Here is a 12,434-nt window from a genome sequence, read left to right as displayed (position 1 = left end):
GCGTCAGCGGACGGGGGACGGGGCCGGCGCGCGGTGTGTGTCGGCGGGGGCGGCGGCCGGGGTCGCGGCCCGGGCGGTGGCGCGGACGCCCACCGCGCTGAGGAGCGCCGCGACGGCGAGGGCTCCCCCGGCCCAGAGCAGCGCGGCGCGCAGTCCGGGGACGAGCTGCCCGGAGGTGCCGTCGCCGACGAGCAGGCCCATCACGGCCACGCCGAGCAGTCCCCCGATCTGGCGGGAGGCGTTGAGCACCCCGGAGGCGATGCCCGCGTGGGCCGGGTCGGCCGCGCCGAGCATCGCGTTGGTCATGGCCGGCACGGCCAGGCCGAGGCCGAGACCGGCGACGAGGAACTGGGCGACGACGGCGGCGTAGGAGTGCGAGCCGACGGCGGGGGCGGCGGTCAGGTAACCGAGGGCGGCGAGGGCGCTGCCCAGGACCAGCACCACGCGGGCGCCGAGGCGTCGGACCAGCGGGCCGGAGGCCAGGTTGGCGGCCATGATGGCGGCGGTCATGGGCAGGAAGGCCAGGCCGGCGACGCTGGGCGAGTATCCCCACGCCTCCTGGAAGAAGATGCTGAAGACGAAGATGAGGCCGTAGAAGGCGAAGTTGAGCAGGGCGCCGACGAGCGTGGTGGCGGTGAACGTCCGGTTCCCGAACAGCCGCGGCGGCAGCATCGGGTCGGTGCCGCGCCGCTCCACCGTGACGAAGGCGGCCAGCGCGACGACGAAGACCGCGGCGCAGCCGAGCACGGCCGTCGAGGCCCAGCCGCGGGAGTTGGCCTCCACGGTGGCGGCGGTGAGGGCGCCCAGGCTGACGACGGCGAGCACCTGGCCGGGCAGGTCGAGGGAGCGCCGGGCCGTGGTGCGGGCGGGGGCGGGGCGGGCGTCGGCCCGGGCGAGGAGGATGCCGACGGCGGCGAGGGGCACGTTGACGTAGAAGACGGACCGCCAGCCGAGCGCGTCCACCAGCAGGCCGCCGATCACCGGGCCGAGCGCGAGGGCGAGGCCGCCGGCGGCGGCCCACAGGCTGATGGCGCGGGCGCGCCGGGTGGGGTCGGGGAAGCCGGCGTTCACGAGGGACAGGGAGGACGGCACGATCATCGCGGCGCCCACGCCCTGCACGATCCTGGCCGCGATCAGCACCCCGAGCGAGGGGGCGGCGCCGCAGGCCAGCGAGGCGGCGGCGAAGAGACCGAAGCCGCCCACGAAGATCCGGCCGGGGTGGAAGCGGTCGCCCATGGCGCCGGCGGTGAGGAGGAAGGCGGCGAAGGTGAGGGTGTAGCCGTTGATCACCCATTCGAGGCCGGAGATGCTGCCGCCGAAGTCGCCGGCGAGCGCCTTCGTGGCCACGTTGACGATGCTGACGTCGAGGATGACGACGACGAAGCCCAGGCAGGCGGCGAGGAGCGTGAGTGCGGGACGGTCCGGTCGGCTGCCGGACGCGGGCTGGGTGGGTGTCATGGTCTTCTCCTTGCCTCGGAACAAGCGGCGGAGCTGGGTGGGGGCCACGGAATGCGGCGCCCCGGCTAGAGTGTTCGTCGAGAGGCGAACAATCAGGAGTGTACGCACAACGTCGAACACTCCGCAATCCGCTGAGGCATACAGGAGAACGGAGAACGGATCATGTCGGCAGAGACGCCATCGCGGGCACCGGAGTCGGAACGGACGCGGGAGCCCGAAGGGACACGGGAGTCCGAAGGGGCACGGGCGGCGCACCACCGCGCCGCGCCCGTCCACACCGACCCGGCGGAGGTCTCGCTGGAGGCGGCGCTCCTCGCGCTCGCCGACCCCGTACGACGCACGCTGGTACGGGAGTTGGCGGCGGCCGGGGACTGGGTGCGCCCCTGCGGCAGCTTCGACGTGCCGGTGACGAAGGCGACGCTGAGCCGGCACTTCACCGTGCTGCGCGAGGCGGGGCTGCTGGAGCAGCGGGACGCCGGGCCGAAGCGGCTCAACCGGCTGCGCCGCCCGGAGTTCGACGCCCGCTTCCCCGGGCTGCTCGCCCTGGTCCTGCGCGAGGACGACGAGGAGCGGTAGCGCGCCTCCGTACGCTACGGACCGCTCCGCGGTACGGCTGCTCCGCGTTACGGCCCGCACTGCGCTACGGCCGGCTCCGCGCTGCGGGCCCGCTCTTCGCTACGGCCCGCCGGGAGTTCGTACGACGGCCGCGGGCAGCGCCTCCCGCAGCCGGCCGGCCGCCTCGCGCAGTGCGGCCGGGGCTTGCCGTCCCCGCGCAGCAGGGCCGTAGCGGTGGCGCGGAGGGTGCCGAGCGTCCGGGCCGAGCCGATCCCGGCGGCGCGGGGCGCGAGGTCGTCGGCGAGCCGTTCCGCCTCGCGCCACGCGCCGGCCCGGACGAGGGCCGCCAGCAGGTGTGCCGTGAACAGCCGCCGGTAGGACGGGCCGGGGGCGGTGGAGGCCCGGTGCAGGAGGGGGAGCGCCTCGTCCCAGCGGCCGAGCCGGGCCATGACCCAGCCGCGGTGGCCCAGCACTTCGTCGTGGTCGATCCACCAGGCCCACGGCGGGTCGTACGCCGAGGCGCCGTCCAGGAAGCGGCTTTCCGCGCGGGAGACCAGCCGGACCGCCTCGCGCTCCCCGCCCAGCGCGGCGACCGCGTGCGCCCGGCGGATCAGGACGAGGCTGTCGACCAGGGCGGGCAGCCGCCGCGCGCCGGGCACCCGGGCGGCGTCCTCCAGGGCGGCGCGCGGCCGTCCCAGGTGGCTCATCAGCATGCTGTCGTTCAGCAGCACCAGCCGTTCCGTCCACCGGTCGCCGGAGAGGCGCGCGAGGGCCAGCGCCCGGCGGTTGGCCCGCCACGCATGCCGGGGGCGGCCGGCGTCGAAGAGGACCCAGCCCATCACCTCGTACAGCTCGGCCAGGGCCGCGAGCCGGTCCCCGTCCCACCGGTGCGCGGCGCTCCCGGCGAAGGGGTCGGGGAAGCGCCGCGCCGCCGTGCGCAGCGCGGGCAGCGCGGCCATGGCGCCCCGCGCGGCGTCGATCGCGACCAGCCGGCCGGCGGCGGACCGGACCGCCGCGACGAGGTCGGGGTCGTTCCGGTCCGCGGGATCGCTGCGCATCCGGTGATCGTAACGGGCGGTGCGGCGCCGGGACTTACGGGGAACCCGTCGTCGGGAGGTAGCGCGGCGCGCGCCGGGCGGGCAGCCGGTGTTCGACGGCGGCGCCCAGGGACAGCAGGCGGGCGTCCTGGCGGTCGCCGGCCGTCAGCAGGAGGCCGACGGGGAGTTCGCCGACGAATCCGGCCGGCAGCGCCAGGGAGGGGTAGCCGGCCACGGCGGCGGGGGTGGAGGAGGGGATGACGTCGTTGTCGCCGCGGGCGCAGTCCGTCGTCCAGGCGGGCGGGTTGGCCGGGGCGGCGAGGGCGTCCAGCCGGTGGGCGGCCAGGGTCTCGTCGATGGACCGGCGGGCGAGGTCCTTGAGCTCGGCGCGGACCGCCCGGTGCTCGGGGCTGCCCGCGGCGGGGGCGGTGAGGGCGCGTTCGAAGAGTTCGCGGCCGGTGAAGCAGGTCAGCTCGGCGGGGTGGGTCCGGGTGAACTCGTTCAGCGCGGCGAGGTCGCGGGGGCCGTCGCGGGTGGCGAGGTAGGCGTCGATGTCCCGGTGGAACTCGCTGAGCAGCGCGGGGTATTCGAGTTCCGCGAGGCGTCGCTGGTACGGCGGCGTCACCTCGACGACGTCGGCGCCGGCGGCCCGCAGGGTCCGGGCCGTGCGGGTCATCAGGGCGTCCACGCCGATGCCGAGCCCGGGCAGGCGCCACAGACCGATGCGCTTGCCGCGCAGGGTCGCGGGACGGCTCTCCGCGGGGGACGTCGGGGCACCGGTGAGGACGGAGAGGGTGAGCGCGGCGTCGGTGACGTTGCGCGCCAGGGGCCCCGCGGTGTCCTGCTCGGCGGAGATGGGGACCACGCCGGCCTGGTCGACCAGGCCCAGGCTGGGCTTGTGGCCGACCACTCCGTTCATCCCGGCCGGGCAGACGATGGAGCCGTCCGTCTCGGTGCCGATCGCCACCTGGGCCAGCGAGGCGGCGAGCGCGGCGGCCGAACCGGAGGACGAGCCGCACGGGTTGCGGTCCAGGACGTAGGGATTGTGCGTCTGGCCGCCCACCGCCGACCAGCCCGACGTCGGTTTGTCGGCGCGGAAGTTGGCCCACTCGGAGAGGTTCGTCTTGCCCAGGATCACGGCGCCCGCCGCCCGCAGCCGGGTCACCAGCGGGGCGTCGGCCCGGGGCGGCTTCCCGGCGAGGGCGGCCGATCCGGCCGTGGTCGGCAGGTCGCGGGTGTCGATGTTGTCCTTGAGCAGGACGGGGATCCCGTCCAGGGGGCCGCGCTGGGCGCCGCGCCGGTGCCTGGCGTCGCTGGCCTCCGCCTGGCGTAAGGCGGTCGGGTCGGTGCGCAGCACCGCGTTGATCCTGGGGTCGACGGCGGCGATCCGCCGCAGGTAGGCGCGGGTCAGCGCGGACGAGGTCAGGGAGCCGTCGGCCATGCGGGCCTGCAGCCGGGGGATGGTGGCGGTGTCGAGGTCGATGCCCGGCGGTCCGGACGGTTCCGGCCGGGGTGCCGGCGCCGACGGGCGGTGGGCGGGGGCCGGAGAGGGTGCCGGGGGCCCGGCGGCCGGGTACGCCTCTCCGGCCGTCAGGGCAGCCGTGGCCAGGACGGTGACCAGGGCGGTGGCCGAACGTCGCCCCGTTCGTCTCGTGTTCCACTCGCTTCTCTTCATGGGGGCCAGCGCACTGCATGTCCGCGGGCGGGCGCAAGGGGGCCGCGGCGCCCGTCCGCCGCGCGGGTGTTCCGGCGGGCGGGTGTTCCGGCGGGCGGGTGTTCCGGCGGGCGGCGGGGGCGCTTCCGCGGGCGGCGGGGCGGGCCGCGGACGCGCCCCCCCGAAGGAGTGAAAAAGCATGCGCACGTCCGTTCTTCTGGCCTAACCCTGTCACGCTGTAATCACGTGATCGGGCTTCAGCGAGCCCGGGGCGGCGGTGTGCGTGGGGGAGGCCGGGCCGGGCGGGCGACGGCCGGGCAGCGAGGGGGCGGTCATGGCGCGGCGGCGCTTGCGGTGGGTGAAACGGGCGGGTTACTGGTTCGACAACACGTTGGCGCGGGGGGCCTCCGCCCTCATCGGCTGGCTCGTCCTCGTCTGTCTGGCCGTGGTCGTCCCGGTCAGCGCGCTGATGGTGTGGACGGCGCGGGACGCTCCCGCGTCCCTCCCGGGGAAGCTGGCCCGGGTCTGGCACCAGGCGGGCGACACCCTGCGGCTGGGCGGGCTGGTGGGGCCGCCGGCGCAGGTGCTGCTGTCGGTGATCCTGGCCCTGGTCGCCCTGATCTACGTCTCCGCCCTCGTGGGTCTGATCACCGCCGGGGTCAACGAGCGGATGGCGGCCCTGCGCCGGGGCCGCTCGACGGTGCTGGAGGACGGCCATGTGGTGGTGCTCGGCTGGTCCGAGCAGGTGTTCACCGTGGTGGCGGAGCTGGTCACCGCCAACGCCAACCAGCGGCGGGCGGCCGTCGCCGTCCTGGCCGACCGGGACAAGACGGCCATGGAGGAGGCGCTGCACACCAAGGTCGGCCCGACCGGCGGCACCCGGCTCATCTGCCGCAGCGGCTCCACCACCGATCCGGCCGTCTTGCCCCGGGTGAGCCCGCACACCGCCCGCGCAGTCCTCGTCCTGCCGCGGGACGGGCCCTCGGGGGATGCCGAGGTGGTCAAGACCCTGCTGGCGCTGCGGGCGGCGGCCCGCACCACGTACGGGCCGGACGGCACCGGGACGGGAGCCCACCCGGGCCCGGAGGATGGCGGGGACGGCGGGGACGGCAACGCGGCGGACGGCGGAGGGGTCGGCGGCGCGGCGGAGAGCGGCGGCGGCGGCTACGCGGCGGAGAGCGGCGGCGGCGATGCGCACGGGACGGGCGCCTGGGTCGTGGCGGCCGTGCGCGACGCCCGGTACCGGCTCGCCGCCTCCCTGGCCGCCGGGGACGGCGGCGTGGTCCTGGAGACCGACGACATCACCGCCCGGCTCATCGTCCAGTCCGCCCGCCGGCCCGGTCTGTCCCTCGTCTACCAGGAGCTCCTGGACTTCGCGGGCGACGAGTTCTACACCGTCCGCGAACCGGCCCTGGCGGGACGGACCTTCGGAGAGGCGCTCCTGGCGTACGCGACGTCGTCCGCCGTGGGCCTGGTCCACGCCGACGGCGCCCTCGCGCTCAACCCGCCGTCGGAAACGGTGATCGGCGTGGCGGACCGGATCGTGGTCGTCACCGAGGACGACGACACCGCCGTCCTGGCGGACCGGCCGCCGGCCGTCGACGAGGCGGTGATCGTCGCGGACGTCCCGCGGGAACGGCGGCGCCCGGAACGGGTGCTCCTGCTGGGCTGGAACCGGCGGGCCCCGCTCATCGTGGGCCGGCTGCGCCGGTACACGGCCCCGGGTTCCGTCGTGGACGTCGTCGCCGAGGCGGCGCCCGCGACGGCCGCCGCCGTGCGCGCCGCCGACGGCGACGCCGGGACCGCCCTGTCCGTCGTCCTGCGGCCCGGCGACCCCGCCGACCGGGAGACGGTCGACGCGGTGGACGCCGCGTCGTACGACAGCGTGATCGTCCTCGGCTCCGACCCCGTGCCCGGCCCGGGCGGCGCCGCGGAGGAGCCGGACGACCGCACGCTGGTGACGCTGCTGTTGCTGCGCGCGCTGGAGGCGGCGTCCGGGCGGGAGCTGCCGGTGGTCACCGAGATGACCGACGACCGCAACCGGGCCCTGGCCCCGGTCAGCCCGGGGGCCGACTTCATCGTCAGCGGCAAGCTCATCGGGCTGCTGATGTCCCAGATCTCGCAGAACCGCCATCTGGTCGCCGTCTTTCACGAGTTGTTCTCCGCCGGCGGCAGCGAGATCCTTCTCCGCCCGGCCTCCCGCTATGTTCGGGCCGGCGGCACGGCCTCCTACGCCACGGTGGTCGAGGCCGCCCGGCGGCACGGCGAGTGCGCCATCGGCTACCGCGACCACGCCGGCGCCGCCCACGGCCCGCGCTACGGGGTGTGGATCAACCCGCACAAGGAGACCTCACGGCGGTGGGCCGAGCGGGACGAGGTCGTCGTCGTCGCAACGGTCCGGTTGGGAGGTACGGAGGACGACGGCTGAGGGGAGGTACGGAGGACGGCTGAGGGGGCCGGTTCGGTGCGCGGGGTGGCCCTCACGCCTCGGGGCCGTTCCCGTCCCGGGTGAGGGCGAGCAGGGCCATGTCGTCGGTGATGCGGCCGCAGGTGTGCCGGGTCACGTCGGCGAGTACCGCCTCCAGCAGCGCGTCGGGTCCCGCGAAGTGACGCCCCGCCAGGGCGGGTTCAGGGTCGTAGAAGACGCCGTCCCGGTCGCGCGCCTCGGTGAGGCCGTCGGTGTACAGGAGCAGGGTCGCGCCCGGCGGAAACGGCACCGTGTCGACGCGGTCCGGGCCGGCGCCGAGGTCGGCCAGGGCCAGCGGGAGGGCCGGTTCGCACGGTTCCAGGGCCCGTACCGTGCCGCCGGACAGCAGGAGCGGGGGCGGGTGGCCCCGGTTGACGAGGCGCAGTTCGGCGCGTTCGGGCGGAAACTCGGCCAGTACGCCGGTGACGAACCCCTCGGCCCGCTCCGGTCCGCTGCGGCCGTTCGCCTCGCGGCGCAGGGCGCGTTCCAGCCGGGCCGCGAGACCTGGCAGGTCGGGGGCGTCCTCGGCGCCTTCGCGGAAGGCGCCGAGCGCCACGTCCACCGCCTTGACCGCCTCCAGGCCCTTGCCGCGCACGTCGCCGATCACACACCGCACCCCGTACGGCGAGTCCTGCACGCCGTACAGGTCGCCGCCGATCTCGGCGTCCCCCACCGCCGACCGGTAGCACACCGCGATGCGCAGGCAGCCGATCGAAGGCGGGAGCTGCGGAAGCACGGCCCGCTGGACGGCGAGGGCGATGCGGCGCGCCGAGGCGAGGCGAACGTCGCTGAGGTACATCAGGCGGTTGACGAGGACGGCGAGGGCCGAGACGGTGGCGACCGCCGCCAGCTCACTGCGGCCGCCCGAGTCCCCCAGGAAGCCGAAGTGGTGCAGCAGCGCCGCGTCGGCCAGGCACGCGCCCAGCCCGGCGAGGAGGGTGGCGCGCAGGGACAGCAGCGCGGCGGCCGTCATGGGCGCGGCGGTGTAGAAGGCCTCCGCGCTGAAGTACGGGGACGTCACGTAGTCGAGGAGGGCGCCGGCGACGAGCAGCAGGAGCGGCAGCAGCGGCAGGAACGGCGGGCGTACGGGGCGCCCGCGTCCGGCGGTCGTGCCGCGCCGCGCGTTCGGTGCCCTCACCCGCCTGCTCCCGCTCGTGCCTGCCCTGCGTCGTGTCTGCCCTGCGTCGTGCCTGCTTCGCGTCGTGCCGGCTTCGCCTGATGTCTGCTCTGCCTGATGTCCGCTTTCCTCGTGCTGTCGCTCCGTCCCAGCATCCCCGCGCCCGTCGGGGGCCGCCAGTCAGGCACCCGCCGTCGGGCGCACGACAGAGGGAGGCGCCCCGCCCGCCCGGCCTCGGTGGCCGGCGGACGGAGCGCCTCCCTCGTCCGGATGTCGCTGTCGGATCTCGGTGTCGGATGTCGGTGGTGCCGGGGGCATCGGGCCCCGCTTCGGCCGCGTTTCGGGCGCCGCCGGCGGGGTGCCGTACGGACCCGGTCCGCCGGTGTCCCGGGACCCGGCCCGGAGCGTGGGGCCGGGCCGGGCCGACGCCGATCGTCGGCTGCCGGCCCGGCCGGGGGCCGGGTCTCGCACGCCGGTCCCTCACGCCGGACCTCGCAGTCCGAGCCTCACGGGGACCTCATCCGTCAGGGCACGCGGACCTCATCCGACAGCGTCCGACAGGATCCGCCGGGCCGTCGCGCGGCAGTCGCACGCACTCGCGCACTCACTCACGCGCCTGGCCCCACGGCGTCCCGGGCACCCCCGGGTTCACGCTCGGGTCAAGCGTGCGAGTGGCGGCCGTGCCCATGCCCGCTGCGGCCGGCGAAGACTCGGTACAGCGCCAGGATGATGACGGAACCGACGATCGCGGCGATCCACGTGGACAGGTGGAAGAAGCCGTTGATCGACTCCACGCCGAAGATCACCTTGCCGAGGAAGCCGCCCAGCAGGCCGCCGACGACACCGATCAGCATGGTCACCAGCACACCGCCGGGATCCTTGCCCGGCATCAGGGCCTTGGCGATGGCTCCGGCCAGCAGACCGATGACGACCCACGCGAGAATTCCCATGATGTGTCCCTCCTTGGTCGGTGCTGCATGGCGCTTAACCTGCCGATTCGCCCGCAAACACTGTTCGCCTGCCGAGTCGTCGGCACAGCCGGTCCCATCTCTCAACGGAACGCGCAGCCGGACTCCGACGCAACCCGACTCGTTTCTCCTGCGGAGACCCGAGTTCTCCGGTCCGAAGGGGCCGCCTCCCGCGCCCGGCGCGGCGACGTCCCCGGACGCACCGGCGCCGCCCGCACATCGGCGCCGGGTGCGTACGGGCATCGGGCGCGTACGGACATCGGGCGCGTACGGACATCGGGCGCGCAACGGCACAAGAGGCCGTCCTCGTTCGGCCCCCCGCCGATGCGTTGGTCCGAACCTATTGACGCACTGGTCTAGTCCTCTTAGCCTCTGCCACACCTCCGAGGAGTACGGCCTGCCGGTGCGCGCACACCCCGGGCCACGGCACGGCACCCCCACCCGCTCCACGAGCCCCCCACTGGAGGACCGATCGTGTTGTTCCGAGACCTGCTCCCCATGGGAAAATCCCTGGGCAGACCCCGGGGCGGATCCCCTACCGGCACCCGCGCGCGCCGCGGTGCCGCCGTCGCGGCCGCGGGCGCGGCCCTGGCCGGACTGCTGGCCGCCACGGTGCAGACGGGATCCTCCTCCGCCGCCGAGGACCACGCAGCCTGCCGCCCCGACGGCCTGTACACGACGCCGGGCGTCGACGTCCCCTATTGCACCGTCTACGACACCGCGGGCCGCGAGAAGTTGGGCCCGGACCACCAGCGCCGCGTCATCGGCTACTTCACCGGCTGGCGCACCGGCAAGGACGGCACCCCCGCCTACCTGGCCTCCGACATCCCCTGGGACAAGGTCACCCACCTCAACTACGCCTTCGCGCACGTCGGCCCGGACGACCGGATCTCCGTCGGGGCGGACGGCGCCGACAACCCGGCCACCGGAATGACCTGGCCGGGCGTCAAGGGCGCGGAGATGGACCCGGACCTCCCCTACAAGGGCCACTTCAACCTGCTGAACAAGTTCAAGAAGCAGCACCCGCAGGTGAAGACCCTGATATCCGTCGGCGGCTGGGCCGAGACCGGCGGGTACATCGACGAGAACGGCAAGCGGGTCGACTCGGGCGGCTTCTACAAGACGGCGACCAACGCGGACGGCTCGGTCAACCAGCAGGGCATCGACACCTTCGCCGACTCCGCGGTCGCGTTCGTCCGGAAGTACGGCTTCAACGGCGTCGACATCGACTACGAGTACCCGACGTCCATGAAGGACGCCGGACATCCCAAGGACTGGCCTCTGGCCAACGCCCGGCGCGGCGGCCTCAACAAGGGCTACGCGGCGCTGATGAAGACCCTCCGCGAGCGCCTCGACCGGGCCGGGACGGCCGACGGCCGGCACTACCTGCTCTCCGTCGCCGCTCCCTCCTCCGGCTACCTGCTGCGCGGCATGGAGACGTACCAGAGCACCAAGTACCTGGACTACGTCAACATCATGTCCTACGACCTGCACGGCGCCTGGAACGAGTTCGTCGGCCCCAACGCCGCGCTGTACGACGACGGCAAGGACGCCGAACTCGCCAAGTGGGGCGTCTACACCACCCCGCAGTACGGCGGCATCGGCTACCTCAACGCCGACTGGGCGTACCACTACTTCCGCGGCGCGCTGCCGCCCGGCCGGATCAACCTCGGGCTGCCGTACTACACGCGTGGCTGGAAGAACGTCACGGGCGGCACCGACGGCCTGTGGGGCACGGCCAAGGCGACGACCTGCCCGGCGGGTTCGGGGCTCACCTCCTGCGGTGACGGCGCCGTCGGCATCGACAACCTGTGGCACGACAAGGACGACGACGGCAAGGAGTCGCCGGCCGGCTCCAACCCCATGTGGCACGCCAAGAACCTGGAGAAGGGCATCGCCGGGGACTACCTGACGAAGTACGGCTTCCCGGCCGGCACCAAGCCCACCGGCACCTACGCCCGCAAGTACGACGCGACCCTGACCGCGCCCTGGCTGTGGAACGCCGACAAGAAGGTGTTCCTCTCCACGGAGGACGAGCAGTCCGTCAAGGCCAAGGCGCAGTACGTGGTGGACAAGGGCCTCGGCGGCACCATGATCTGGGAGCTGGCGGGCGACTACGGGTGGAACGCCGCCAAGGGCCAGTACGAGCCGGGCGACACCCTGACGACCGTCATGAACGACGCGTTCAAGTCCGCCCCCGCGTACGGCGCCCGGCGCGCGACGACCGCCCTGCCCGACCAGGCCCTCGACGTCGACGTCGCCTTCACCGACTTCCCCCTCGGCGACAGCAACTACCCCATCAACCCCAAGGTCCGCATCACCAACCGGACGAAGACCACGCTCCCGGGCGGCACGGAGTTCCAATTCGACTACGCCAACTCGGCGCCGGGGAACGCCCGGGACCAGTCCGGGTGGGGGCTGAACGTCATCCGCAGCGACCACACGGCCCCCAACAACATCGGCGGCCTCAAGGGTGACTACAACCGGGCGTCCGTGAAGCTCCCGGCCTCGCAGCCGCTCGCGCCCGGCGGCACCGCCGTGCTCGACCTCGTCTACTACCTGCCGACGTCCACGCCGTCCAACTGGACCGTGAGCTTCGGCGGGAAGACCTGGGCCCTGGCCGGCGACCTGACGCGCGGCACGACCGTCACCGACCCGGGCGGCCCCTCCCCCACCCCGACAACCAGCCCGACGGCCACGCCCACCGGCGGCCCCACCGGCGGCCCGAGCCCGACCGCGACCCCGACGGGCGGCACCTGCACCGCGCCGACGTGGGACAAGGGAGCGGTCTACAACGGCGGTGCGACCGTCTCCTGGAAGACGCATTCCTGGAAGGCCAAGTGGTGGACGCAGGGCGACGAGCCCGGCACCACCGGCGAGTGGGGCGTCTGGCAGGACCTCGGCGCCTGCTGACCCAGGCGTCGTAGCTCGCCCCGTCGCCGATACCGCTGATCCCGTCCCCCGGCGCGTCGCCCCACCGCCGGGGGGCGTTCGGCCGCCGCCCGCAAGCCCCAGGCGCCGAATCCTGTGGTCGATCCTGTGGTTCCGCCGTCGGGACCGCGTGCCCGGCGGCTCCCCAGCGCGACGCGCGCCCCTCGGTGGCCCCGAGCCGTCGGACGCGGCGCGCAACACGACGCCGGCCGCGTCGTGACCGTGTACAGCGCCGACAGGGCTCGAC

General features: G+C 74.6%; 8 protein-coding genes. 3 read left to right on the top strand and 5 right to left on the bottom strand.

All coding sequences use genetic code 11. The annotated features are described in order from the left end of the window. Positions 1-3 precede the first annotated feature (3 nt). Complete coding sequence (locus ACQEVS_RS32325; protein ID WP_433026885.1) at positions 4-1,458, bottom strand: MFS transporter; 1,455 nt, start codon at positions 1,456-1,458, stop codon at positions 4-6. Positions 1,459-1,620: 162 nt separating this feature from the next. Between ACQEVS_RS32325 and ACQEVS_RS32320 the strand changes: the two genes are divergently transcribed. Next, a complete protein-coding gene (locus ACQEVS_RS32320; protein WP_433026882.1) occupies positions 1,621-2,034 on the top strand; it encodes an ArsR/SmtB family transcription factor in 414 nt (137 codons plus the stop codon). A gap of 47 nt (positions 2,035-2,081) precedes the next feature. Here ACQEVS_RS32320 and ACQEVS_RS32315 read toward each other — a convergent pair whose 3' ends face one another. Together ACQEVS_RS32315 and ACQEVS_RS32310 are read right to left on the bottom strand one after the other, a co-directional pair. Continuing rightward, positions 2,082-3,071, bottom strand: coding sequence for a DNA-binding protein (locus ACQEVS_RS32315; RefSeq protein WP_433026879.1), 990 nt, complete (start codon positions 3,069-3,071; stop codon positions 2,082-2,084). A 34-nt stretch (positions 3,072-3,105) separates the two neighbouring features. Then, a complete protein-coding gene (locus tag ACQEVS_RS32310) occupies positions 3,106-4,725 on the bottom strand; it encodes an amidase family protein (RefSeq protein WP_433026876.1) in 1,620 nt (539 codons plus the stop codon). A 313-nt stretch (positions 4,726-5,038) separates the two neighbouring features. On the opposite strand from ACQEVS_RS32310, the gene ACQEVS_RS32305 reads away from it, so the two are divergent. Beyond that, positions 5,039-7,132 (top strand): CASTOR/POLLUX-related putative ion channel, encoded by a 2,094-nt coding sequence (locus ACQEVS_RS32305; RefSeq protein ID WP_433026873.1) that lies wholly within the window; start codon positions 5,039-5,041, stop codon positions 7,130-7,132. Between the two features lie 52 nt (positions 7,133-7,184). Here ACQEVS_RS32305 and ACQEVS_RS32300 read toward each other — a convergent pair whose 3' ends face one another. Beyond that, positions 7,185-8,309 carry a PP2C family protein-serine/threonine phosphatase gene (locus tag ACQEVS_RS32300; RefSeq protein WP_433026870.1) on the bottom strand — a complete coding sequence of 375 codons (1,125 nt, stop codon included), beginning with the start codon at positions 8,307-8,309 and terminating at the stop codon, positions 7,185-7,187. A gap of 638 nt (positions 8,310-8,947) precedes the next feature. After that, entirely contained in the window at positions 8,948-9,238 is a 291-nt protein-coding gene (locus ACQEVS_RS32295; RefSeq protein ID WP_223771563.1) for a GlsB/YeaQ/YmgE family stress response membrane protein, read from the bottom strand. A 516-nt stretch (positions 9,239-9,754) separates the two neighbouring features. On the opposite strand from ACQEVS_RS32295, the gene ACQEVS_RS32290 reads away from it, so the two are divergent. Continuing rightward, complete coding sequence (locus ACQEVS_RS32290) at positions 9,755-12,169, top strand: chitinase C-terminal domain-containing protein (RefSeq protein WP_433028135.1); 2,415 nt, start codon at positions 9,755-9,757, stop codon at positions 12,167-12,169. Positions 12,170-12,434 lie beyond the last annotated feature (265 nt).

It is taken from the genome of Streptomyces sp. CA-181903 (assembly GCF_050937075.1).
Lineage (GTDB): Bacteria > Actinomycetota > Actinomycetes > Streptomycetales > Streptomycetaceae > Streptomyces.
The sequence above is the reverse complement of the archived record's forward strand: the minus strand, read 5'-3'. Positions and strand labels throughout refer to the sequence as shown.

Coding starts and splice junctions, on each gene's coding strand:
- ACQEVS_RS32325 (WP_433026885.1), bottom strand. CDS start 1,458: ATGACACCCACCCAGCCCGCGTCCGGCAGCCGACCGGACCGTCCCGCA.
- ACQEVS_RS32320 (WP_433026882.1), top strand. CDS start 1,621: ATGTCGGCAGAGACGCCATCGCGGGCACCGGAGTCGGAACGGACGCGG.
- ACQEVS_RS32315 (WP_433026879.1), bottom strand. CDS start 3,071: ATGCGCAGCGATCCCGCGGACCGGAACGACCCCGACCTCGTCGCGGCG.
- ACQEVS_RS32310 (WP_433026876.1), bottom strand. CDS start 4,725: ATGAAGAGAAGCGAGTGGAACACGAGACGAACGGGGCGACGTTCGGCC.
- ACQEVS_RS32305 (WP_433026873.1), top strand. CDS start 5,039: ATGGCGCGGCGGCGCTTGCGGTGGGTGAAACGGGCGGGTTACTGGTTC.
- ACQEVS_RS32295 (WP_223771563.1), bottom strand. CDS start 9,238: ATGGGAATTCTCGCGTGGGTCGTCATCGGTCTGCTGGCCGGAGCCATC.
- ACQEVS_RS32290 (WP_433028135.1), top strand. CDS start 9,755: ATGGGAAAATCCCTGGGCAGACCCCGGGGCGGATCCCCTACCGGCACC.